The sequence below is a fragment of the Streptomyces sp. NPDC098101 genome, assembly GCF_044760185.1.
Taxonomy (GTDB): Bacteria; Actinomycetota; Actinomycetes; order Streptomycetales; family Streptomycetaceae; genus Streptomyces.
In genome coordinates this window covers 61,332-83,473 of record NZ_JBIWAS010000002.1, presented here as the reverse complement: position 1 = coordinate 83,473, position 22,142 = coordinate 61,332, and the positions used below count along the sequence as shown (strand labels likewise).

The 22,142-nt window shown below is 74.6% G+C and carries 17 protein-coding genes and 1 tRNA gene; 4 read left to right on the top strand and 14 right to left on the bottom strand.

Annotation, left to right across the window (positions count from 1 at the left end; translation table 11 throughout):
- Nucleotides 1-260 precede the first annotated feature (260 nt).
- From ACIQVI_RS07545 to ACIQVI_RS07530, 4 genes are all read right to left on the bottom strand, one after another.
- Nucleotides 261-2,057 (bottom strand): DEAD/DEAH box helicase, encoded by a 1,797-nt coding sequence (locus ACIQVI_RS07545; protein WP_351973998.1) that lies wholly within the window; start codon nucleotides 2,055-2,057, stop codon nucleotides 261-263.
- A 100-nt stretch (nucleotides 2,058-2,157) separates the two neighbouring features.
- A complete protein-coding gene (locus ACIQVI_RS07540; RefSeq protein ID WP_403592455.1) occupies nucleotides 2,158-2,550 on the bottom strand; it encodes a type II toxin-antitoxin system death-on-curing family toxin in 393 nt (130 codons plus the stop codon).
- Nucleotides 2,547-2,669, bottom strand: a complete 123-nt coding sequence (locus ACIQVI_RS07535; protein ID WP_403592452.1) for a hypothetical protein — start codon at nucleotides 2,667-2,669, stop codon at nucleotides 2,547-2,549. The genes ACIQVI_RS07540 and ACIQVI_RS07535 overlap by 4 nt, the downstream gene beginning before the upstream one ends.
- Nucleotides 2,670-2,711: 42 nt before the next feature.
- Nucleotides 2,712-4,214: an MFS transporter gene (locus tag ACIQVI_RS07530; RefSeq protein WP_403592449.1), complete on the bottom strand. Its 1,503-nt coding sequence runs from the start codon at nucleotides 4,212-4,214 to the stop codon at nucleotides 2,712-2,714.
- A 180-nt stretch (nucleotides 4,215-4,394) separates the two neighbouring features.
- On the opposite strand from ACIQVI_RS07530, the gene ACIQVI_RS07525 reads away from it, so the two are divergent.
- Nucleotides 4,395-4,469, top strand: a tRNA-Cys gene (locus ACIQVI_RS07525).
- Nucleotides 4,470-4,721: 252 nt separating this feature from the next.
- On the opposite strand, the gene ACIQVI_RS07520 is transcribed toward ACIQVI_RS07525, so the two are convergent.
- Nucleotides 4,722-5,423: a hypothetical protein gene (locus ACIQVI_RS07520; RefSeq protein WP_403592446.1), complete on the bottom strand. Its 702-nt coding sequence runs from the start codon at nucleotides 5,421-5,423 to the stop codon at nucleotides 4,722-4,724.
- A gap of 234 nt (nucleotides 5,424-5,657) precedes the next feature.
- Here ACIQVI_RS07520 and ACIQVI_RS07515 point away from each other — a divergent pair, with 234 nt between their 5' ends.
- The 3 genes from ACIQVI_RS07515 to ACIQVI_RS07505 all read left to right on the top strand — a co-directional run bounded on the left by ACIQVI_RS07515 (nucleotide 5,658) and on the right by ACIQVI_RS07505 (nucleotide 11,051).
- Nucleotides 5,658-6,629 (top strand): serine/threonine protein kinase, encoded by a 972-nt coding sequence (locus ACIQVI_RS07515; protein WP_403592443.1) that lies wholly within the window; start codon nucleotides 5,658-5,660, stop codon nucleotides 6,627-6,629.
- Nucleotides 6,630-6,650: 21 nt separating this feature from the next.
- On the top strand, nucleotides 6,651-8,843 hold the full coding sequence (locus tag ACIQVI_RS07510) for a protein kinase (RefSeq protein ID WP_403592440.1): 2,193 nt from the start codon (nucleotides 6,651-6,653) through the stop codon (nucleotides 8,841-8,843).
- A gap of 108 nt (nucleotides 8,844-8,951) precedes the next feature.
- A complete protein-coding gene (locus ACIQVI_RS07505; protein WP_403592437.1) occupies nucleotides 8,952-11,051 on the top strand; it encodes a PQQ-binding-like beta-propeller repeat protein in 2,100 nt (699 codons plus the stop codon).
- A 47-nt stretch (nucleotides 11,052-11,098) separates the two neighbouring features.
- Here the strand turns inward: ACIQVI_RS07505 and ACIQVI_RS07500 are convergent, their stop codons facing one another.
- From ACIQVI_RS07500 to ACIQVI_RS07460, 9 genes are all read right to left on the bottom strand, one after another.
- Nucleotides 11,099-13,423 (bottom strand): xanthine dehydrogenase family protein molybdopterin-binding subunit, encoded by a 2,325-nt coding sequence (locus ACIQVI_RS07500; protein ID WP_403592434.1) that lies wholly within the window; start codon nucleotides 13,421-13,423, stop codon nucleotides 11,099-11,101.
- Nucleotides 13,420-14,952, bottom strand: coding sequence for a (2Fe-2S)-binding protein (locus tag ACIQVI_RS07495; RefSeq protein WP_403592431.1), 1,533 nt, complete (start codon nucleotides 14,950-14,952; stop codon nucleotides 13,420-13,422). Before ACIQVI_RS07495 ends, ACIQVI_RS07500 begins: the two co-directional genes overlap by 4 nt.
- Nucleotides 14,949-15,824 carry an FAD binding domain-containing protein gene (locus ACIQVI_RS07490; RefSeq protein ID WP_351969809.1) on the bottom strand — a complete coding sequence of 292 codons (876 nt, stop codon included), beginning with the start codon at nucleotides 15,822-15,824 and terminating at the stop codon, nucleotides 14,949-14,951. The genes ACIQVI_RS07495 and ACIQVI_RS07490 overlap by 4 nt, the downstream gene beginning before the upstream one ends.
- Nucleotides 15,825-16,070: 246 nt before the next feature.
- Nucleotides 16,071-17,714, bottom strand: a complete 1,644-nt coding sequence (locus tag ACIQVI_RS07485; RefSeq protein WP_403592428.1) for a beta-N-acetylhexosaminidase — start codon at nucleotides 17,712-17,714, stop codon at nucleotides 16,071-16,073.
- Between the two features lie 4 nt (nucleotides 17,715-17,718).
- Nucleotides 17,719-18,567 (bottom strand): carbohydrate ABC transporter permease, encoded by an 849-nt coding sequence (locus tag ACIQVI_RS07480; RefSeq protein WP_351969811.1) that lies wholly within the window; start codon nucleotides 18,565-18,567, stop codon nucleotides 17,719-17,721.
- Complete coding sequence (locus ACIQVI_RS07475) at nucleotides 18,564-19,520, bottom strand: sugar ABC transporter permease (RefSeq protein ID WP_351969812.1); 957 nt, start codon at nucleotides 19,518-19,520, stop codon at nucleotides 18,564-18,566. Before ACIQVI_RS07475 ends, ACIQVI_RS07480 begins: the two co-directional genes overlap by 4 nt.
- Nucleotides 19,521-19,525: 5 nt before the next feature.
- Nucleotides 19,526-20,830 carry an extracellular solute-binding protein gene (locus ACIQVI_RS07470; protein ID WP_403592424.1) on the bottom strand — a complete coding sequence of 435 codons (1,305 nt, stop codon included), beginning with the start codon at nucleotides 20,828-20,830 and terminating at the stop codon, nucleotides 19,526-19,528.
- Nucleotides 20,831-21,130: 300 nt separating this feature from the next.
- A complete protein-coding gene (locus ACIQVI_RS07465) occupies nucleotides 21,131-21,421 on the bottom strand; it encodes a DUF3039 domain-containing protein (RefSeq protein WP_071267549.1) in 291 nt (96 codons plus the stop codon).
- A gap of 121 nt (nucleotides 21,422-21,542) precedes the next feature.
- Nucleotides 21,543-22,103 (bottom strand): YqgE/AlgH family protein, encoded by a 561-nt coding sequence (locus ACIQVI_RS07460; protein ID WP_402442264.1) that lies wholly within the window; start codon nucleotides 22,101-22,103, stop codon nucleotides 21,543-21,545.
- Nucleotides 22,104-22,142 lie beyond the last annotated feature (39 nt).

Here is a 22,142-nt window from a genome sequence, read left to right as displayed (position 1 = left end):
CGGCGACCGGATGGAGACGTTTCGGGACCTTCGTCGGCCGGAGAGAGGACTTCGGGCGACAAGAACGGCTATGTCGTGCTCGTAGCGTGGAAGGGGTTCCGGAGGCCGGCCGTGGGGGCCGGCACCGGTGCCGGTCCCGCGTCACGACGGGACGGCGGAGGCCCGTACACCGTGGTGTACGGGCCTCCGGTCGACGGGCGGCGGTCATCTGGTCATCGGGCGGCGGACGGCGGGTGGTGGGCGGCGGGTGGTGGGCGGCCTCAGCGCATCCGCGTGGCCCACTCCTGGACCTTCTTGATCCGCTCCCGGATCTGTCCGGCGGTGGCCTCCGCGCTCGGCGGGCCGCCGCAGACCCGGCGCAGCTCGGTGTGGATGACGCCGTGCGGCTTGCCGCTCTGGTGCACGTACGCGCCGACCATCGTGTTCAGCTGCTTGCGCAGTTCGAGCATCTCCTTGTGGGAGACGACGGGCCGCCGCTCGGCGGGCAGCTCCAGGAGGTCCGCCTCGGTGTCCGGCTTCTTGCGGCTGTGCGCGATCTGCCGGGCCTGGCGCTTCTGGAGGAGGAGCTGCACCTGGTCGGGTTCGAGGAGGCCGGGGATGCCCAGGTAGTCCTGCTCCTCCTCGCTGCCGGGGTGGGCCTGCATCCCGAACTCGGCGCTGTTGTAGAGGACGCGGTCGAAGACGGCGTCGGACTCCAGCGCCTCGAAGGGCAGCATGTCCTGCTCGCCGGTGTCCTCGTCCTGCTGCTTCTCGGCCTCCGCCATCTCCTTCTCGGACTCGGCGTACGGGTCCTCGTCCTCGCCCGCCTTCTTCGGCCGGTCGAGGGTGTGGTCGCGCTCGACCTCCATCTCGTTGGCGAAGCCGAGGAGGCTGGGGATCGTGGGCAGGAACACGGACGCGGTCTCGCCGCGCCTGCGGGAGCGCACGAAGCGGCCGACGGCCTGGGCGAAGAAGAGCGGGGTCGAGATCGTCGTCGCGTACACGCCGACCGCGAGGCGGGGGACGTCGACGCCCTCGGACACCATGCGGACGGCGACCATCCAGCGGTCCTCGCTCCCGCTGAACTCGTCGATGCGGTTCGAGGCGCCCGTGTCGTCGGAGAGGACGAGGGTGGGGCGGGTGCCGGTGATCTCGCGGATCAGCTTGGCGTACGCGCGGGCCGACTCCTGGTCGGAGGCGATGACGAGGCCGCCCGCGTCCGGGATGGACTTGCGGACCTCGGTGAGCCGCTGGTCGGCGGCGCGCAGCACGTTCGGCATCCAGTCGCCGCGCGGGTCGAGGGCGGTGCGCCAGGCCTGCGAGACCGCGTCCTTGGTCATCGGCTCGCCGAGGCGGGCGGCGATCTCGTCGCCGGCCTTGGTGCGCCAGCGCATGTTGCCGCTGTAGGAGAGGAAGATGACCGGCCGGACGACCCCGTCGCCGAGGGCGTTGCCGTAGCCGTACGTGTAGTCCGCGGACGACCGGCGGATGCCGTCGTTCCCCTCCTCGTACGTGACGAAGGGGATCGGGTTGGTGTCGGAGCGGAACGGGGTGCCGGTGAGCGCGAGGCGGCGCGTGGCGGGCTCGAAGGCCTCCAGGCAGGCCTCGCCCCAGGACTTGGAGTCTCCGGCGTGGTGGATCTCGTCCAGGATGACGAGGGTCTTGCGCTGCTCGCAGCGGTTGCGGTGGAGCATGGGCCGGACGCCGACGCCCGCGTAGGTGAGGGCGACGCCGTCGTACTCCTTGCTGAGCGGTCCCGCGCTGTACTCCGGGTCCAGCTTGATCCCTATGCGCGCGGCGGCCGCGGCCCACTGCTTCTTCAGGTGCTCGGTGGGCGCGATCACGGTGACCTGCTGCACGACGTGGTGGTGGAGCAGCCACGAGGCGAGGGTCAGCGCGAAGGTGGTCTTGCCGGCTCCGGGGGTGGCGACCGCGAGGAAATCGCGGGGCTGCTCCTGGAGGTACTTCTCCATCGCGCCCTGCTGCCAGGCTCGCAGCTTGTTGGCGGTGCCCCAGGGGGCGCGGCCGGGGAAGGCGGGAGAGAGGTGGTGTGAGGAGGGGGCGGTGGTAGTCACGATCTCCGGTTCGACGCTCGTCCAGATATGACAACCGGGCCACCTTACCGGCGGCCCGGCCCGGACCTCGTACCCGACGGGAGGTCTCCCACCCGGGTGCGATTCAGCTCACGTCGGGGTCGATCAGCACCCGCAGGCCGTCCGCGATCGCCCCGACCTCGTCCGTCTCCCCGGTGGCGACGGCGATGACCAGGCGTTCCGCCGCGTCGACGTCGGGGCGGAGATGGACGCCGTTCAGGGCGAGGAAGGTCACGCAGGAGAGCCAGGCGGTGCGCTTGTTCCCGTCGACGGCGGGGTGGTTCACGGCGAGGGACTGCAGGAGCGCGGCGGCCTTGCCCAGCAGGTCCGGGTAGGCCTCCTCGCCGAACGCCGTGGCCGACGGCCGGTGCACCGCCGAGTCGAGCAGTCCGGGGTCGCGGACGACGAACGGCTGGTCGTCCACGGCGTACTCGGCGACGATCAGGACGTCCTCGGTGGAGAGGCGGACGCGGCTCACTTGAGCCGCTCCAGCAGTTCGTGCCACTTGGCGGCCTGCTCCTCGGCGGCCCGGCGCACGGCCGCCTCCCGGACGGGGGCGTCGGGCAGGTCCTCGGCGGGAGGCGGATTCACGGGCATACCGGAACGGTACCGATCGGCGCCGTACCGGTGCCAACGGATTCAGCTCCGGGCCACCGGCTCCCCGTGCAGCCGCGTGGCGACCCACGCCCCCGCCGCCGCCACCGCCGCCATCGGCAGGAAGACCGCGGCGAAGGCGGCCGGGTGGGAGCCGGTGGCGGCGGTGTGGGAGGCGACCGCGTGGCCCACCGCGCCGCCGCCGAGGGCCGCGAAGGCCGCGCCGCCGGAGGCGAGGAGCAGGACGTTGGAGAGGCCGTCGGAGATCTGGAGGGCGGCCGAGTTCGCGCCCGCCTCCTCCGGGGCGGAGAGCTTCAGGAGGAGCACGCTCGTGGAGGAGATCACCGCGCCCATGCCGAGGCAGCCGAAGGCCCAGGCCACCGCGACGGTCCACACGGGCACGGCGGTGATCAGGACGCTCGGGGCCGTCAGGATCGCGAGCGCGACCAGGACCATCCCGAGGACGACGAGCCGCTCCCGGTACGGCTCCGTCCACGGCCGGGACTGGATCCAGGAGCCGAGCGCCCAGGTGAGGCCGCCGACGGCCAGGGAGAGCCCGGCCAGGGTGGGGCTCAGGCCCCGCTGGGTGACCAGCATCAGCGGCACGAAGGACTCGGCGGCGATGAAGGACCCGGCGGCGATCCCGCGCAGCAGCACCACCGAGGGCAGGCCGCGGGCGGCCCGGTAGGTGCCGCGCGGCAGCAGTCCCCGCACGGCGGGCACGAGCAGCGCGACGCCCGCGGCGGCGGGCAGCAGGGAGAGCCAGCGCAGTTCCTGCCCGGCGTACTGGAGGAGTCCGGCGCCCGCGGAGATGCCGAGCGCCAGCCGGATCCGGCGCCGGTCCCAGGGCGCGACGGGCGCCTCGGGGTCGGCGGGGCCCGAGGCGGTGCGGCGGATCGCGGGGAGGGCGAGGGCGAGCGGCAGGACGACGAGGACGGGGATGCCGACGAAGACCCAGCGCCAGCCCAGGTGCTCGGTGATCGTGCCGGAGGCGAGCGGCCCGACGACGGAGGGGACGACCCAGCTCGCGGCGAAGGCCGCCATGATCGCGGGCCTGAGGTGCTCGTCGTAGGCGCGGCTGACCACCACGTACAGGGCGACGATGACGAGGCCGCCGCCGAATCCCTGCACCGCCCGGCCCAGGACGAACATCCACATGACGCCCGCGGTCCCGGAGAGGAGCAGTCCGGCGGCGAAGGCCGATATGCCGGCGGCGAGGGGCGCGAGCGGGCCGTTCCGGTCGGACCACTGGCCGGCCAGGACCATGCCGAAGAGGCTGGTGGTGAAGTACGCGGAGAAGGCGAAGGCGTAGACGGACACGCCGTTCAGCTCGCGGGCGGCGACGGGCATGGCCGTGCCGACGGCGGTCGCCTCGAAGGCGATGAGCAGGACGACGGAGACGATGCCGATGCTGAGCGCCCGGTGCGCCGGGTCGAGGACGGACCCCCGGCCGTCGGTCCCCCGGTCTCCGGGGCGGTCGGCAGGGGTTCCGGGGCTCGGGGGGACGGCGGCGTCGGTGCCGGCGTCTCGGGGTTCGAGGGCGCTCATCCCCCCAGAGTAAGAGGTGTAGACCTGAATGACCCCTGTCGGAAGACCGGGGATCGCTCGGCCCTCGGACCTACGACCGCGAACGGAGTGTTGCGGGCGTGTGGCAGTCGCGTGGCACGGCCCCGCGACCCCTTGAGCCCCCTCGGACCGCCCCCTACGGTCGTACTCGTCACCCCACACGACCGTGTGCCCGAGTGGTTCAGGGACTCGCCTGCAAAGCGAGTTACGCGGGTTCAATTCCCGCCACGGTCTCCATCCGTCGCCCGGCCCGTACGCGAGGCCGGGCGACGCCGTTTCCCGGCTCCGCGACCCCGTGGGCCGGCGGAACCGGTGCCGCCGACGACACGGGCGGTCACCTCGCGCGGCGTTCCCCTCGGACTGGCCGAGAGCGCTCTTGGCCGTGGCTCCGGTCCTCTTCGGCGAGGGCCCCCGACAGCAACGGCGGCAACTGCCCCGGCGCGCCTGGCGGGGAGGGCGGATCCGCCCGGTCCGGGGGCTTCGGCGTGCTCAGTCCGCCGGGAACAGGAACGGGAACGTCGCCGGGACCTCCACCGGGTTCAGGCAGCCGAGCCGTTGCCGGGTGTCGCGCACCAGGGACGCCAGGAGGCGGCCGATCACGAGGTCCGCCTCCGGGCCGACCGTCTCGGCCCGCACCCGGACCTCCAGGGGCATTCCCCGCTCCTGTGCGGCGGGCGCGCCGGGGACACGGCAGGGCAGGACGGCGACCGTGCCCCCGTCCTGCCTCGCGTACAGGTCCTCGGCGACCTTGTTGCTCCTGTCCCCGTAGTCGGCGCTGCCGGCCATCTCGTCCATGGTGAGGGAGAGCCATGTGACCTCTCCGGTGATCCGGCCGACGACGTCGTGGTTCTCGTAGTCCCCCGCGGCCATCCCGCACGGCCGGTACGAGGGGTGGCCCGGCCGGTCGGCCGCGCTCCGGGGGACGTACGCCCGTGCCTCCCCGGTCATCGCGGTCCGGATGCCGTCCGGGGTCCGGCCCTCGGCCCTGAAGCCGCCCGGGACCGGGGGCTCGGCGCCGAGGCGGGAGGAGTCGAGGACCTCGCGGGCCTCCGCCACTCCCCCGGTGCCGAAGACCTCCTCGCAGACCTTCAGCGCCGCCGCCGTCCTCTCCTCCGCCTCGTCCGGCGTCCCTCCGCCGGAGCACCCGGTCGCGGTCAGCGCCATGACCACCCCCAGTACGGCGGTGCCCACGCGCCCCCTCCTCGCCGTCATCGCGTCCCCTCGTCGTTCCGGCTCCGCCCCGGCGGGTTCCGCGGTCGTGGAGCACGGTGATGGTAGGGGCGGGCGTCCGCCCGCGCACCGCGCGCCGGGAAGCGTGTCACCTCGAGGGTTTCCCGCCCCTCCCGTGGCCGGAGTCGGCCGTCTCGATAGGCTCGTTCCCGCTCCGGTGGCCCCGGGGTGTCGGGACGACGGGGGGACGATCCGGTGGAACAGGCACGCACACGGCGGGAGTCCGCGCGGCGGATCGGGCCGTACCGGCTGATCACCCGTCTCGACCCGCCCGGCTCCCCCGCCCCCTGCCGCCGGTTCGTGGCCCGGGGCGAGGACGGGCGCACGGTCCTGCTGAGCACCCCGCTGCCGGGCGCCGACCCGGGCCGCTTCGCGGTGGAGGCGGAGGCGGGACGGCATGTGGTGGGGCCGTGGCTGGCGCCGGTGACGGAGGTGTCGGGTCCCTTCGCAGGAGCCGGAGCCATATCCGGGGCCGGGCCCGGGGCCGGAGCCGGAGTCGCGCCCTCCCCCGGACCCGGAGCCGCAACCGGACCCGCCCCCGCCGCCCCCACCTGGTACGCCACCCCTTACCTCCCCCTCCTCCCCCTCCCCGTCGCCCTCGCCGTGTACGGCGGGCCGTTGCCCGAGGGGGTCGTGCGGGGGGTCGGGGTCGCGCTCGCGGAGACGCTCGCCGGCGTGCACGCGGGGGGCCTCGCGCACGCCGGGGTCTCCCCCGCCGCCGTCCTGATCGCCGCCGGCGGGCCGCTCCTGAGCTGTTTCGGGGCGGTGCGGGCCGCGGGGCCCGACGGCGAGCCGCGCGCCGGGCTGCCCGGGATCGACCCCGGCGCCCTCGCCCCCGAGCAGGCGGCCGGAGGGCGGCCGCGCCCGCCGGGGGACGTGTTCGCGCTCGGCGCCGTCCTCGCGTACGCCGCCACCGGCCACACCGTGCCCGAGCGCGACGAACTCCCGCCCGGGCTGCGGCCGGTGGTCGCCGCCTGTCTGGCCCGCGACCCCGCCGACCGGCCCACCGCCGCCGCCCTGGCGGCCGCGCTCGCCCCCTCCCCGCTCGCCCCCGGGTGGCTGCCCGGCCGGGTGGTCGCCGCGCTCGCCCGCCAGTCCGCCGAGCTCCTCGCCGCCGAGCTGCCGCCGCTCCCCGGGCAGGCCGCCACCGTCCCCGTACACGCCTGAAGATCGCACGGACCTGACCTCATGCTGTCGCCCCTGACCCACGACGACCCGGCCGCCGTCGCCACGTACCGTCTCCTCGCCCGCCTCGGCGCGGGCGGCATGGGCACGGTCTATCTGGCGCGCACCCCGGGCGGCCGGACGGTCGCCCTCAAGACCGTGCACGCCCGGCTCGCCGCCGATCCCGCCTTCCGGAGCCGGTTCCGCCTGGAGACCGACGCGGCGCGGATCATCGGCGCGCGCCACGGCGCGGCCGTCGTCGACGCCGACCCGCTGGCCGAGACCCCGTGGCTGGCCACCGAGTACGTCCTCGGGCCACCCCTGGACGACGCCGTCGCGCTCGGCGGCCCGCTCCCCGAGCCGACCGTTCGCGCCCTCGGCGCCGCGCTCGCCGGGGCCCTCGCCCAGCTGCACTCCTCGGACGTGGTCCACCGCGACCTGAAGCCCTCGAACGTCCTCGTCACCGCCCACGGCCCGAAGATCATCGACTTCGGCATCGCCCGCGCGGCCGGCGACGACCACCTCACCCGCACCGGGACGGCGGCCGGCACCCCGGCGTTCATGTCGCCGGAGCAGGCGAGCGGGCAGGAACACGGCCCGGCGGGCGACGTGTTCGCGCTCGCCGGCGTCCTCGTCTTCGCGTCCGCCGGCCGCGGCCCCTTCGGTACGGGCTCCCCCGCCGACCTCCTCTACCGCGTGCGGTACGCCGAGCCCGACCTCACCGGCGTGCCGGAGGCGCTGCTGCCGCTCCTGACGGCGTGCCTCGCCAAGGACCCGGCGGCCCGCCCCACCACCGCCGTCCTGGTGGAGCACCTGCACGACGGGCACGGCGAGTTCGCGGACCACCTGCCGCCGCTGGTCCTCGCCGACATCGGCCGCCGGGCGACCGACGTGTGGCTGCACGCCCCGCACCGGCTCCCGGCCCCGGAGGGCCCCGTCGCGGCGGAGACCGCGCCCGCCGCCCCGCTCTCCCGCCGCCGGCTGTTCTCCGTGGGCGGCGCCGCCCTGCTCGGGGCGGCGGGCGCGGGCGGCGGCCTGTGGGCGTGGCGGAGCGGGCGGAAGGACGGGCCGCCGACCGGCGGAGGATCCGCCGGGCCCACCGCCGTCCCCGCCACGACGGCCGCGGACGGGGCGCCCGCGCCGCTGTGGCAGGAGAAGGCGTTCGACCGCGAGCAGCGGATCACCCCGCTGGTCGCGGACGGCGTCGTCGGCTTCGCCGAGACCGCGGAGTTCCGGGCGCTCGACATGCGCGACGGCTCCGAACTCTGGACCGAGAGCGCGGTGATGGAGCCCCGGCAGATCACCACCGACGGCACGGTCTTCTACCTGTCGAGCGGCGAGTTCGAGGGCCCCGGCGTCCTCCACCTCCGCACGCGCGGGGCCCTCGGCGGCGGCGGGGGGACGTCCCGGACGATCGACCTGAAGGGCTTCGAGGGCTCCCACAAGGGCACGGAACTCCTCACCGCCTCCGACGGCGTGCTCTTCGCCTCTTCCCGGCGGGGCGCCTGGGACGTCACCGGTGACGAGGACGACACCGGCTGGCACCTGATCGCCGTCGACGTCCGCGCGGGCCGGGAGCTGTGGCGGCAGCCGTACACGTGGGACGGCGTCCGGCCCTGGCTCTCCAAGGTCGTCGGCGACCGGCTGGTCCTCGGCAAGAACAGCGGCGACCTGGACTCCTTCCTGGTCCAGGCCCGCGACCTGCGCACCGGCCGCCAGCTGTGGCGGCGGCGGCTGCCCCTGAAGGACTCCGCCTCGTACATCCCCGGCCAGCTGGTGACCGACGAGCGGCACGTCTACCTGGGCGGCGACCGGCTGCGGGCCCTGCGCCTCACGGACGGCGCCGTCGCCTGGGAGTACGGCTCCGGTTCCGCCTCCACCTCCTACGGGGTGCCGGCCGTCGCGAACGGCCTCGTCCACGCGCAGGAGCGGAGGGAGACCCCCGGCCTGGTGTCCGTCGGGGCCGACAACGGCCGCAGGCACCGGACGGAGGGGCCGTCCGGGCGCTCCCTGTCCCCGTACCTCTTCGCCACCCCCGTGATCGGCGAGAAGTACGTGTACACGCCCGTGCGGGGCGGTCTCAACGCGGTCGCCCTGGACGGCTACCGCTCGGACTGGGTGTTCCGGACGGAGGCGAGCCGCTTCGTGACCGACAAGAAGAGGACCCGGCTCTTCGGGGCGGGCGAGACGTCCGTGGTGTCCCTGCCGCTCGCCTGACGAATCCGATTGCTCGACAAATCCGATCGCCTGACGAACCCGCTCGTCTGACGAATCCGTCCGCCCCCCAGAATCCCCTCACGAATCCCCCTACTCGGAAGCCTCCTCATGACCCCTCAGCCCCTCGCCGCCGGCGACCCGCTCCGGCTCGGCCCGTACCGGCTCCTCGGCGTCCTCGGCGAGGGCGGCATGGGCAAGGTGTACGTCGGCCGGGACGGCGCCGGGACGCCCGCCGCCGTCAAGGTCCTCCGCCCCGAGCTCGCCCACGACCCGCACCTCGCCCAGCGGTTCGTCCGCGAGGCCGACATGGCGCGAGCCGTCACGAGCGGGGGCGTGGCGCGGATCCTCGGGGCGCAGACGGAGGGCGGACGGCTCTGGATCGCGGCCGAGTTCCTCGCCGGGCCGACCCTCGACGAGGCCGTGCGCGCGTACGGGCCGCTGGACGTGCCGTCGGTCCGCGTCCTCGCCGCCCGGCTCGCCGGGGCGCTGTACGACATCCACGCGGCCGGGCTCGTCCACCGGGACCTGAAGCCCGCGAACATCGTGCTGACCTCGGCCGGCCCCCGGGTCATCGACTTCGGCATCGCCCGCCCCGAGCACGGCCTCACCCTCACCACCACGGGACAGATCCCGGTCACGCCGGGGTACGGGGCGCCCGAGCAGGTCCTCGGGCAGCGGGTCGGCCCGCCCGCCGACGTCTTCTCGCTCGGGGCGGTCCTGGTCCACGCGGCGAGCGGGCGGCGCGCCTTCGACGCCGGGCACGTGGCGGCGCTCCAGTACGAGGTGGTGCACGGCGTCCCGGACCTGGGCGGGGTGCCGCCGGAGCTGCGGGAGCTGATCGGCCCGTGCCTGGCGAAGGACCCGGCGCTCCGGCCGGACGCCGCGCGGATCGCGGCGGCCTTCGCGCCGCCGAAGGGCGCCGAGCGGGTGTGGCGCAAGGGGCCGCTCGCGGAGGACGTCAAGCGGCGCGAGGCCGCGGTGAGGCGTCTGACGGCGCCCGCCGACACCGCCGTGCCCGGGTCCGGCCGGCCGTCCCGGCGCCGCTTCCTGACCGGCGCGGCCGTGGGCGTGGCGGTGCTCGGCGCGGGCGGCGGGGCGGGCGCCTGGTGGCTGAACCGGAACGGCGGTTCGCCGACCGCCGACGTGCCGCCGGCCGCGGCGACCCCCGAGGCGGCTTTCGTCTGGGCCGTCGACACCGCGCCGGGCGAGGCCCCGAAGCCGCTGTGGGGCCCGGTCGACGGAACGGCGCCGGGGGACGAACTCCCGCTGCCGGTACGGGACGTGGTGGTCGTGCGGGCGGCGAAGGGCGGCCTGCTCGCCCTGTCGGTGACGGACGGGAAGGAGCGGTGGCGGGCGAAGGAGATCGACGCGGACGCCGGTTTCGTGTCCGTCGCGGACCGGATGGTGGTCGGCGTCGACGGGGACGGCGCCCTGCGCGCGTTCGTCGCCTCCACCGGCCGGCCCGTCTGGCGGAGCGGGTCCGGAGTGAGGAACGTCCTCGCGGCCGACGGGACCCGCGTCTACCTGGTGACGGAGGACGACGAGCTGCGCGCCGTCGACGCCTGGACCCTCGCCACCGCCTGGAAGCGCCCGATGACCTCGCCCCGCTCCCCCGGCGGCGGCGCCGCGCGGGCCCTCGCGGCCGACCGGCGGCTCGTGATCCACGGCAGGGACGGCCGGGTCGCCGCCCTCCACGCCGAAACCGGCCGCACGGAGTGGGAGTTCACGGGCCAGGGCACCGCCGGACAGGCCCCGGCGTTCAGCCGCAACATCGTCTACTTCGGCGGCCCGAAGCTGACCGCCCGCAGCCTCGACGCGGGCGAACCGCTGTGGGAGGAGGAGACCGGGAGCGGGAAGGCCGACTGGGGCACCCCGGCCGCCAGCGACATCGTCGTCTTCGCGGCCAACTCCTACAACGCCCACCGCTACGGCACCACGATGGGCTCCTCCTCCCCGAAGCAGGAGTGGCACGAGATCCTGGACGGCACGGGCCCCGGCACGCTCGCTCCCCCGGCCGTGGAGGGCACGACGGTCTGGCTCCACGCCCCCGACAACAGCTCCCTCAAGGCGGTCGACAAGGAGACCGGCAACCACCTCTTCACCGTCAGCATGAAGGGCGAGGGCACCTACCGGATGGCGAGCGGCGGCCACCGCGTCTTCCTCGTCCGGGGCGGCCGGATCGCGGCGATGCCGGTGTACGGGGAGTGAGCGGGGCCCTCCGGACCGGCGAACGGTCCGGAGGGCCCCGGCAGGTCCTACTGGGGCGCCGCGACGGCCGCCTGCGGCCGGATCGGGAGGCGGTTGACCGGGCGGCCGGTGGCCGCGCGGACCGCCGCCGCGACCGCGGCGGGCGAGGTGACGACGGGGACGGCGCTCGCGGCCTTGGCGCCGAAGGGGGCCACCACGTCGCGCTCCTCGACCAGCTTCACGATCCGGATGTCCGGGGCGTCGAGCGAGGTCGGGAGGGCGTAGCCGGTGAAGTCGGGGTGGCGGACCAGGCCGCGGGCGGTGCGCAGGTTCTCGGTGAGGGCCGCGCCGACGCCCTGGGTGACGCCCGCCTCGATGCGGGTGGCGAGCTGGGCCGGGTTGAGGATCCGGCCGACGTCCTGGGCGACGGCCATCTCCACGACCCGTACGGCGCCGAGTTCGACGTCCACGTCCACGACCGCGCGGATCGCGCAGAACGCGAGGCCCACGAAGGCGTCGCCCTGGCCCGCGTCGTCCAGGGGTTCGGTGGGATGGGGGCGGCACTGGGCGGTGGCCCACAGCTCCTTGCCGTCGAGCGCCTCGGTGACCGTCGTGGAGAGCACGCCGTCGTACGAGGTGATCTTGCCGTCGGTGATCTGGAGCAGCTCGGTCGACATGCCGAACTTGTGGGCGAGCGGCTGGAGGAGCTGGGTGCGGACCATCTTCGCGGCCCGCTCGACGGCCCCGCCCGAGACCCAGGTGTGCCGGCCGTGGGCGGCCGGTCCGGCGGGCGGCTGGTCGGTGTCGACGGGCGCGACGTGCACCTCGTCGATGCCGAGGGTCTCCTGCACGATCTGGCGGGCGAGCGTGGCGAAGCCCGAACCGGTGTCCACGGCCGAGCAGATGACCGTCGCCGTCCCGTCCACGACCCGCACGGTCGCCGTGGAGACCTCGTCGGTGCCCTCCGCGCCGAGCATGTGGACCATGCCGAGCGCGTAGCCCACGCCCCGCCGCACCGCGCCGGGTTCGCCCGCGCCCTCGGGGCCGCCGGGCAGCAGCCACTCGCCCTCGGGGGTGTCCTTGGGCAGCGGGGGCAGCGGGAAGTCCCGTACGGCGGAGAGGAGTTCGGCGACCGGGGCCGGGCAGGTGACCGTCTGCCCGGTGGGCAGGAGGTCGCCGGTCGCCATGACGTTCCGCATCCGCAGCTCGGCCGGGTCCACGCCCAGCTTGGCCGCGAGCTTGTCCATCTGCGCCTCGTACGCGGCGCACACCTGCATGGCGCCCTCGCCGCGCACGTGGCCGGACGGCGGGTTGTTGGTGCGGACGGCCCAGCCCTCGACGAAGGCGTGCGGGACGACGTACGGGCCGCAGGCGAAGGCCACGGCCGCCGCGAGGGACTCGGACGAGGAGTCGGCGTACGCGCCGCCGTCGAGCAGGATCTGCGCCTCCACCTTCACCAGGCGCCCCTCCGCGTCGGCGTGGTGCCGGTAGCGCAGCAGGGTGGGGTGGCGGTGGGCGTGGCCGAGGAACGACTCCTCGCGCGTGGCGGTGAGCTTGACCGGGCAGCCGGTGCGCAGCGCGAGCAGGCCCAGCGGGATCTGGAAGCCCGGGTCCTCGCGGTCGCCGGTGGCGCCGGGGACGCCGGTGACGACCAGCTTGACCTGGTCGGGCGTCAGGCCGAAGCAGGCGGCGGCCAGGTCCCGGTCGGTGTGCGGGTCGGTGGAGGCCGTGTACAGCTCGACGCCGCCGTCGGGGCGGGGCACGGCGAGACCGGCCTCGGCGCCGATCGGCGCCGGGTCCTGCCGCCCGATCCGGTACAGGCCCTCGACGACGACCTCGCCGGCCGCCTCCGGGTCGCCGAAGCGCAGCGGGATGTGCCGGATCAGGTTCCCGTCGGGGTGCAGCGGCTCGGCCGCGAAGGCCTTCTCCGGGTCGGTGACCGGTTCGAGCACCTCGTACTCGACGGCGATGGCGGCGGCGGCGAGCCGGGCCGTGTCGGGGTGGTCGGCGGCGACGGCCGCGAGGGCCTCGCCGTGGTGGCGGACCAGGTCGGAGGCGAAGACGGGCCGGTCCGCGACCCGGCGCCCGTAGGTGGCCGCGCCCGGCACGTCGGCGGCCGTCACCACGGCCCGCACGCCCGGCATGGCGGCGGCCGCGGAGGTGTCGACGGAGACGATCCGGGCGTGCGGGTGCGGGGAGCGCAGGATCGCGGCCCAGAGCAGGCCCTCGGCCCACAGGTCGGAGGCGTACGGGAAGGTGCCCTCGGTCTTCGCGCGGGACTCGGCCTGCGGGAGCGAGGTGCCGAGGCCGTGGGCGGCCGGCTCCTGTCCGAGGGGTCCGGGGACGTCCGTGACCGTGGCCGTGGGAACGGCGGTGGTCGCGTCGCTGCTCACGCCTTGCCTCCGTCGTGCGGGTGCGGGTGCGGGATCTGGTGCGGGATGCGGGCTTCGTCGGCGCTCTCGGGCGCGTGGGCGGCGGCCCCGGCCTCGCGCTCGGCGACGACGTCCCGTACGGCTTCGAGGACGCCCCGGTAGCCGGAGCAGCGGCACAGGTTGCCGGCGAGCGCCTGGCGGGTCTCCAGGTCGGTGGGGGCGTGGTTGCCCTCCAGGAGGTCGTGCACGGTCATGCACATGCCGGGGATGCAGAAGCCGCACTGGACGGTGCCGCACCTGGCCATGGCCCGCTGCACGTCGGAGGGCTCGCCGTCGACCGCGAGGCCCTCGACCGTCCGCACCTCGCTCCCGGCGGCGGTCGCCGCGGGGACCAGACAGGAGGCGACGAGCCGGCCGTCGACCTGCACGTTGCACGCGCCGCACTCGCCCTGCGAGCAGCCGTCCTTGGCCCCGGCGAGCCCGAGGCGCTCGCGCAGCACGTAGAGCAGCGACTCGCCGATCCAGGAGCCGGTGACGGGCCGGTCCACGCCGTTGACCCGGAGGGTGTACGAGGTGTGGGGGTGCTCGTCGCTGTCGGTGGAGGCGTGGACCTCCGCCGGGACGGGGGGCACGGGGTCGGGAACGTCCGTGTCGAGGACGGTCTCCGCGCGGAGACCGGCGTCCGTCTCGGGCGCGGGATCCGCTTCGGGGAGGTCCGGTTCGGGGGCTTCCCGTACGGCTCCGGGGGCGTCCTGCGCGGCTTCGGGGGCCGCTTCCGGAGCCGGGTCCGCCCCGGAGGCGTCGAGGGCGTCCGGAGCGTCCTGTACGGCCTCCGGAGCCGCCTCCTCGACGGCCTCGGGCTCCGGCTCCTCCTGGAGCAGGAGCGCCCAGGGCGCGGGCGCGCCGCCCGGGAGGGTCGCCGGGGCCTCGGCGGGGATCCGCCACTGGCCGGTGTCGCCGGGGCCGGGCTCGGGGAGGGGAGCGGGCTCGGGGGCGTGCTCGGTGGTGTGCTCGGTGGTGTGCTCGGTGGTGTGCTCGGGGGCGTGCTCCGCCGGCTCCGCGAAGTGCCACTCGGCCGTCGCGTGCGGGTCCGGATCGGCGTACCCGGCCGGGTCGAAGGGCTCGCCCTGCTGCTCGAAGTACTCGAAGCCGCCCCGGTCCCGCTCGAAGCCCTGCGGCTGCTCGTACCCCTGCGGCTGCTCGTAGCCCCGGTCCCGCTCGTACTCCTGGACGTGCTCCTGGACGTGTTCCGGCTCGTAGCCGCGGCCCTGCGCCTGGTCGAAGTACGGCAGTACCGGCTCCGCCTCGACCGGCGGGTGGGCCGGCCAGCTTCCGGTGGCCGCCGGGTCGGTCTCCGGGGGCGGGGCGAGCGGCTGGAGCGGGGTGATCATCGGCGGCACGTAGCCGTGGCCGGGCGCCTCCAGGGGCACGCCGTCCAGCATGAAGTCCGGCGGGAGCTGCACGAAGGCGGTCGCGTCGCCGTCGTACCCCTCGCTCTGCGGGATCGGCTCCCAGCCGCCCTGGTTGCCCTGCTGTTCGTCGCTGCTCACGCGAGTGCCCTCCCCAGTGCCCGTCGGGCGAGTGCGGCGACGGTGCGCCGCAGGTGCAGTACGGCCGGGGGCAGCTGTTCGCCCCCTTGCGGGTCCGGGATGCAGGCGGCGGCGACGTACTCGCCGAACGCCGTCAGCGCCTCCGGCGCGAGCCCCCGGTCGTTGTCCCAGTCCACCAGCGAGGCGATCCAGCGCTCGGCCTCCAGGGGGCGCAGCGGCATCGGCGCGACGGCGCCGACGGCGCAGCGCACCCCGCGCCGGGCCGGGTCGAGGACGACGGCGACGGAGGCGGTGGCGCGGGCCGGGCCGGTGCGGCCGGTGGCCTTGAGGAAGACCTGGGGGGCGTGGAGCAGCGGCACCCGGACGAAGCCCACGAGCTCGCCGGGGGCGAGCAGGTCGCGGCCCGCGAGCAGGTGGGAGACGGGGATCTCGCGGCTGCCGAGCGGCCCGAGGACGACGAGGTCGGCCTCCAGGGCGGCGAGGACGGGCAGCGAGTCGCCGGTGGGCGCGGCGGTGACGACGTTGCCGCCGAGGGTGCCGGCGTTGCGGATCTGCGGCGGTCCGGCGGCGCGGGCGGCGGCGGCGAGGGCCGGGATGAGGGCGGCGAAGTCGGGGCGGCCCATGCGGGCGTGGGTGAGGCCGGCGCCGAGGAGGGCGTGGCCGTCCTGGTACTGCCAGCCGCGGATCTCGTTGATGCGGCTCAGGCCGACGAGTCCGGCGGGCCTGAGCTGGCCCTTGTTGACGGCGGCCATGAGGTCGGTGCCGCCGGCGACGGGGACGGCCGCCGGCATGGCCGTGAGCGCCGCCACGGCCTCGTCGAGCGAGGCGGGCAGCGTCACGGCCCGCGCCGTCTGTGGTGCGTGCGTGGTCAACCCGCTGCCCCTTCCCGGTGTCCCGGCGGTCCCCGACTGTGCCCGGCCGTCGCGCCTGCGTGTGGGCGTACCGTACGTGCTCACAGGCCGGACGTGGCAACTCTGGCACATCTTCCGAGCCGTCCGGCGCGAGGGTCCGCGAAGGACTGTTCCGTCCGGGACGTCCCGGGAGCGGCGGGGAGTTCCGTTTCGCCGCTCTTGGGCGACGGGGTTCGCCGCTCCCGGGTGACGGGGGTGCGGAGGGCCTCACACGTTCGGGGGCGTTCCCTCCAGGGGCCTGCCGAGGATCCCGGGGCGCCGCTGCCGGGGCAGGGGTCCGGCGGGCGGCCGGTAGTCGACGCCGAGGGCGTCCAGGCGCCGGTAGTGGGTGTCCATGCGGCGCTCGAAACCGGTGTAGTCGCGCTCCTCGGGGGCGGGCAGCGCGGACCAGGCGACCTCGGCGAAGGCGGCGAGGCGGGGGAAGACCTGGTAGTCGACGCGGGAGCGGTTCTCCATGACCTCCGTCCAGACGTTGGCCTGGGTTCCCAGGATGTGGGCGGCGGCCTCCTCGGAGAGGCCCGGTGGAACGGGTTCGAAGCGGTAGACGTCCTCCAGGGTGCGGACGTACCCGATGGGCACCGGCTCGTCCTCGCCGGGCGCCTGGCGGTGGTCGAGGTAGACGTGCTGCTCGGGGCACATGACGACGTCGTGGCCGGCCTCGGCGGCGGCGATCCCGCCGCCGTAGCCGCGCCAGGAGGAGACGGCCGCGCCCTCGGCGAGTCCGCCCTCCAGGATCTCGTCCCAGCCGATCAGGCGGCGGCCCCGGGCGGCGAGCCAGCGGTCGAAGTGGCGGATGAACCAGGACTGGAGCGCGTCCTCGTCGGCGAGGCCCAGCTCCCGGATGCGGGCCTGGGCGGCCGGGGAGGCCTTCCACTGGTCCTTGGGGCACTCGTCGCCGCCGACGTGCACGAAGGGGGACGGGAAGAGCTCCAGAACCTCCTCGAAGACGCCCTCGTAGAACCGGAGGACCTCCTCGGTGGGGGCGAGGACGTTCGGGTTGACGCCCCAGGTGTCCCAGACGGTGAGGGCGGCGGTGTCGACGACGTCGGCGTTGCCGAGTTCGGGGTACGCGGCGATGGCGGCCTGCGAGTGGCCGGGGAGGTCGATCTCGGGGACGACGGTGATGTGCCGCTCGGCGGCGTACGCGACGATCTCGCGGATGTCGTCGCGGGTGTAGAAGCCGCCGTGCGGGGTGTCGGTCCAGAGCGGCGAGGCCCGGTGGCCCCACTTGCTGCGGGCCCGCCAGGAGCCGACTTCGGTGAGCCTCGGGTGGCGCTCGATCTCGATGCGCCAGCCCTGGTCGTCGGTGAGGTGGAAGTGGAAGACGTTGAGCTTGTGGGCGGCGAGGAGGTCGAGCAGGCGCAGGACGTCGTCCTTGGGCGTGAAGTGCCGGGAGACGTCGAGGAGGAGGCCGCGCCAGCCGAATCGCGGGGCGTCCTCGATCGTGGTGTACGGGAGGGTCCACGCCCGGCCGGTCACGGGCGCCCGGCGGTACGCGTCGGAGCCGAGGAGCTGGCGGAGGGTCTGGGCGCCCCAGAACACCCCGGCGGGGCCGCCGCCCTCGACGAGGACGGCCGCACCGGGGTCCTCGGTGGTCAGCCGGTACCCCTCGGGGCCGTGCTCCCGTGCCACCTCGTCGCTGATCCGGAGGCGTACGGCGCGCTCCCCCGTCCCGTCGGGGAACGGCAGCCCGGTGGCGGCACCCAGGGCGGCCCGCAGCCAGCGGGCGGTGCCCCCGGTGCCGGGTCCGGCGTCCAAGACGGTCCGCCCGTCGAGCGTGACGTGCCCGGGGCCGCTCCCCCGCCGCCCGGCCGACAGGGGCGTGGGGATCAGGTCCATGGAATCGGTCATCGCGTCAGTCCTTCACCGCCCCGCCGAGGCCCGAGACCAGGCGGCGCTGTACGAGTACGAAGAAGACGAGCACCGGGACGGTCATCACGGTCGAGCCGGCCATGATGCCTCCCCAGTCGTTCTCGTCGGGCTTGAAGAAGACCAGCAGGGCCATGGGCAGGGTCGACTGCGAGGTGTCGCTGATGATGAACGACTTCGCGAAGAGGAAGTCGTTCCAGGTGGAGATGAACGAGAAGACGCTGGTGGCGACCAGGCCGGGGAAGACCAGCGGGAAGAGGATCTGCCACAGGAACCGGGTGCGGCTCGCGCCGTCGATCTGCGCCTGCTCCTCCAGGGCCTCGGGGACCGCCCGGACGAAGCCGCGCAGCATCCAGATCGCGAACGGCAGGGAGAACGCGAGGTGCGGCAGGATCAGCGAGCCGAGGGTGTTGAGCTGCCCGAAGTCCCGCATGAGGAAGAACATCGGGATGGTCAGCGCCTCGACGGGCACCATCTGGGCGACCAGGAACATGATCAGGAGCGTCGTCCGGAACCTGAACCGGAACCGGGTGACGGCGGTCGCCGCGAGGAAGGCGATGAGCGCGGAGGCGAGGACGACCGTCCCCGCCACGATCAGCGAGTTGAGGAAGTAGCGCCCGAAGTCCTGCTGCTCGAAGACCCGCCGGAAGGAGTCCAGGGACGGCGAGAGCGTCCACGGGCGCGGATGCGTGGACTGGATCTCGCCGGCCGGCTTGAAGGCCGAGAGGACCATCCAGTACAGCGGGAAGGCGACGGCGGCGGCGACGAGCAGGGCACCGGCCTCGGCGGCGAGCCGCCCGGGGCGCCGGACGCCCGGGATCCGGAGGGCGTTCACAGTTCTTCTCCCTGGCGTCGCAGCAGGCGGAGGTACACCAGCGTCACGGCGAGCAGGATCAGCAGCATGACGACGCCGATCGCCGAGCCCAGGCTGTACTGGGACGAGGCGAAGGCCTTCTGGTAGGCGTACACGTTGAGGACGAGGTTCTGGCCGGCGATGCCGCCGCCGTTCGTCATCACGTAGATCTGGGTGAAGAGCTTGAAGTCCCAGATGATCGACTGGATCGTGACGACGACCAGGATGGGCCGGAGGATCGGCGCGGTGACCGAGCGCCAGATCCGCCACTGGGAGGCGCCGTCGAGGGCGGCGGCCTCCAGGACCTCGGTCGGGACGGCCCGGATGCCCGCGTAGACGGTGACCATCACGAACGGGAAGGAGCACCAGACGACTTCGAGGAGGACGAGGGCGAAGGCGCTGTACCGCCCGTACGTCCAGGAGAAGTCGCCGAGTCCGAGGAGCCGGTTGACGGGGCCGAAGTCGGGGTCGAAGAGGAAGACCCAGACGGTGGAGCCGGTGACGGCGGGGGTGGCCCAGGCGCCGAGCGCGACCGTCATCAGGACGAGCCGGGGCAGGGCGCGCACCCGCGTGAGGAGGACCGCGAGGGCGCAGCCGACGGCGAGGGTGGTGACGACGCAGGCGGCGGCGAAGACGACGGTGGCGAGGAGGACCTGCCAGAACTGGGGGTCGGAGAAGAGCGCCGCGTAGTTCCCGAACCCCTGGAACGAGGTGGGTTCGCCGCCGCTGACCTGGGCCTGGGTGTACTCCAGGAAGGAGATCAGGCCCAGTTGGTAGACGGGGTAGACGAGCAGGGCGCCGAGGACGACGAGGGCGGGCAGCAGGTAGAGCCAGGGGGTCCAGGCGCCGGGGCGCCGGGGGCCGCGGGCCCCGGGGGCGGGGCCCGGGGCCGTGGCGGGCCGCTTCTCGACGGGCGGGGTGAGCTGGGTGGTCATGCGGATCAGCCGGCCGGCGCGAAGGCCGCGTCCATCTTCTTCGCGGCGTCGTCCGCCGCCGCCTTGACGTCCTTACGGCCGCTGACGATCTCCTGGAACATCGTGGGCAGGACGAGGGAGGCGTCGATCTGGCCCCAGCCGGGGGACGCGGGGACGAACTTGGTGCCGGCGGCGAGGGTGTCGGTGAAGGGCTTCACGAAGGGCTGCCGCCGGGCGGCGGCGGCGCGCGTGTCGGTGTACGTGGGCAGGAAGCCCATCGCGTCGAAGAGCCGGCCCTGGGTCTCCTTGCCGGTCAGGGACTTGAGGAGGTCGACGGCGAGGGTGCGGCGCGGGCTGCTCTTGAGGACGCCGATGTTGTTGCCGCCGGCGAAGGCGGGGGCGATGGAGCCGGGGGTGGTGCCGGGCAGCGGGACGACGGCGTACTTGCCCTTCACGGTGCCGGCCTCGACGGCCGCGTGGCTGAAGTCGCCGCCGATGGCCATGCCGGCCTTGCCGGAGGCGAAGGCGGTGACGGTGGCGTTGCCGCCCATCTGGGCGCACTTGGCGGCCGGACAGTTGTCGTCGCCGAAGAGCGAGGTGTACGTGGTGATGCCCTTGAGGGCTTCGGGGCTGTTGATGGCGGCCTCGTACGAGTCGCCCCGCGCGGTGGCGAGTTCGCCGCCGGCGGCCCAGACGAAGGGCATGGCGCCGTAGGTGTAGGCGCCGCCGACGGCGATGCCGTAGAGCTCGGGCCTGGCCTTGCGGATCTTCTTGGCGGTCTCGACGAGTTCGGCCTGGCTCTTGGGGGCCGTCAGGCCCAGCTCCTGGAAGACGTCGGTGCGGTAGTAGAGGGCGCGGATGCCGACGAAGAAGGGGGCGCCGTAGACCTTGCCGCCGACGGTGACGGACTGGCGGGCGGTGGCGTCGGTGTCCTTCGCCTCGTCCCAGGCGGCGAACTCGGCACTGATGTCGGCGAGGCCGCCGTCCTTGACGTATCCGGCGGTGTCGGTGTTGCCGTACTCGATGAGGTCGGGGGCCGACTCGGGGTCGTTGAAGGCGGCCTTGACGCGCTGGGCGCGGGTCTCGACGGGGATGTACTCGACCTCGACCTTCGCGCCCGCGTTGCGCTTCTCGAAGGCGGCGACGGCCTCCTCGACGGCCTGCTCCTTGGGCTTGTTGCTCACCTCCTGGAAGAGCCAGACGCGCAGGGTGCCGCTCTTCTCGTCCGTCGTGGCCTTCCCGTCCGAGGTCTGGGGCGCGCAGGCGGTGGCGGTCAGGCCGGCCAGCAGGAGCGCGGCGGCCGCGGCGGTGATGGGGGCAGGAAGCTTCATGGCGGATCCCCTCCAGGTGCGTGCGTTGCAGCATGTGCAATGAGCGTTTCGCGCTGCACAACACGCGTGAGGCTAGGCGGACTCCGGGCGGGCCGACAAGAGGTCTCGACCACCTCAACCACTCCGTGACCGGCGAAAGCACCCTGCGCAACGGGGACGCTCCGGGAGGAGCGGGAGAAACGGAACGGCCCCGTCGCGTCCGGCCCGGGGGGGCCGGAGAAACGGAACGGCCCCCGTCGCGCGCGCCGAAGCACGCACGACGGGGGCCGTCACCGGCTCGCCCCGACGGCGGGACCTGACTTACTTGCCCTTGCCGCCCTTGTCCTTGTCCTTGTCGCCGCCGGCGCCCATGGAGTCGTAGATCTCCTTGCACATCGGACAGACCGGGTACTTCTTGGGGTCGCGCCCCGGCACCCAGACCTTTCCGCACAGCGCCACGACGGGCGTGCCGTCCAGGGCGCTCGCCATGATCTTGTCCTTCTGGACGTAATGGGCGTAGCGCTCGTGGTCGCCGTCACCGTGGGACACCTGCGGCGTCGGCTCGACGAGGGTCCCCGTACCTGCCCCGCGCTCGGGCTCGAGAGTGCTCATAACCGCCAAGGGTACTGAAAGCCGGGCCCTCGGTTGAGGGACGGGTCGCCGCCGGTCGGAGGACGGGCACGGGGGACGGATTGTGGTCAGTCGAGTGACGGGCACGGGGGACGGGTCGCCGTCAGTTGAGGGACGGGTCGTCCGGATACGTCGCGATCATGGCCAGCTCGCCGCGCTGCCGCCGCAGCACCTGCCGCCAGAGCGCCTCGGGCCGCGGCGAGGAGACGTCACCGGGCTCCGACTCGACCACGTACCAGGCCCCGTCGCCGAGCTCGTCCTCCAGCTGGCCGGGACCCCAGCCCGCGTACCCGGCGAAGATCCGCAGCGAGCCGAGCGCGGGGCCGAGCAGCTCGGGCGGGGCCTCCAGGTCGACCAGGCCGATCGCCCCGTGCACCCGCCGCCAGCCGAGCGGCCCCTCGTCGCCGGGGATCACGGCGACGCCGAGGGCCGCGTCGAGGGAGACGGGACCGCCCTGGAAGACCACTCCGGGCTCGCCGGCGAGGTCCGCCCAGGAGGCGAGGACGTCACCGACGGTGACCGGCGTGGGCCGGTTGAGGACCACGCCGAGCGAGCCCTCGTCGTCGTGGTCGAGCAGCAGCACCACCGCGCGGTCGAAATTCGGGTCCGCGAGGGCGGGGGTGGCCACGAGCAGCCGTCCTGTGAGCGAGGACACCTCGGTCATGCGAGACATGATCCCGCATCTTCGGCCTCCGCGTGGCCC

Excerpts from the sequence above, each read along its gene's own strand:
- ACIQVI_RS07470 (WP_403592424.1), bottom strand. The coding sequence starts at position 20,830 with ATGAAGCTTCCTGCCCCCATCACCGCCGCGGCCGCCGCGCTCCTGCTG.
- ACIQVI_RS07535 (WP_403592452.1), bottom strand. The coding sequence starts at position 2,669 with ATGCCCGTGAATCCGCCTCCCGCCGAGGACCTGCCCGACGCCCCCGTC.
- ACIQVI_RS07465 (WP_071267549.1), bottom strand. The coding sequence starts at position 21,421 with ATGAGCACTCTCGAGCCCGAGCGCGGGGCAGGTACGGGGACCCTCGTC.
- ACIQVI_RS07505 (WP_403592437.1), top strand. The coding sequence starts at position 8,952 with ATGACCCCTCAGCCCCTCGCCGCCGGCGACCCGCTCCGGCTCGGCCCG.
- ACIQVI_RS07475 (WP_351969812.1), bottom strand. The coding sequence starts at position 19,520 with ATGACCACCCAGCTCACCCCGCCCGTCGAGAAGCGGCCCGCCACGGCC.
- ACIQVI_RS07485 (WP_403592428.1), bottom strand. The coding sequence starts at position 17,714 with ATGACCGATTCCATGGACCTGATCCCCACGCCCCTGTCGGCCGGGCGG.
- ACIQVI_RS07510 (WP_403592440.1), top strand. The coding sequence starts at position 6,651 with ATGCTGTCGCCCCTGACCCACGACGACCCGGCCGCCGTCGCCACGTAC.
- ACIQVI_RS07460 (WP_402442264.1), bottom strand. The coding sequence starts at position 22,103 with ATGACCGAGGTGTCCTCGCTCACAGGACGGCTGCTCGTGGCCACCCCC.
- ACIQVI_RS07530 (WP_403592449.1), bottom strand. The coding sequence starts at position 4,214 with ATGAGCGCCCTCGAACCCCGAGACGCCGGCACCGACGCCGCCGTCCCC.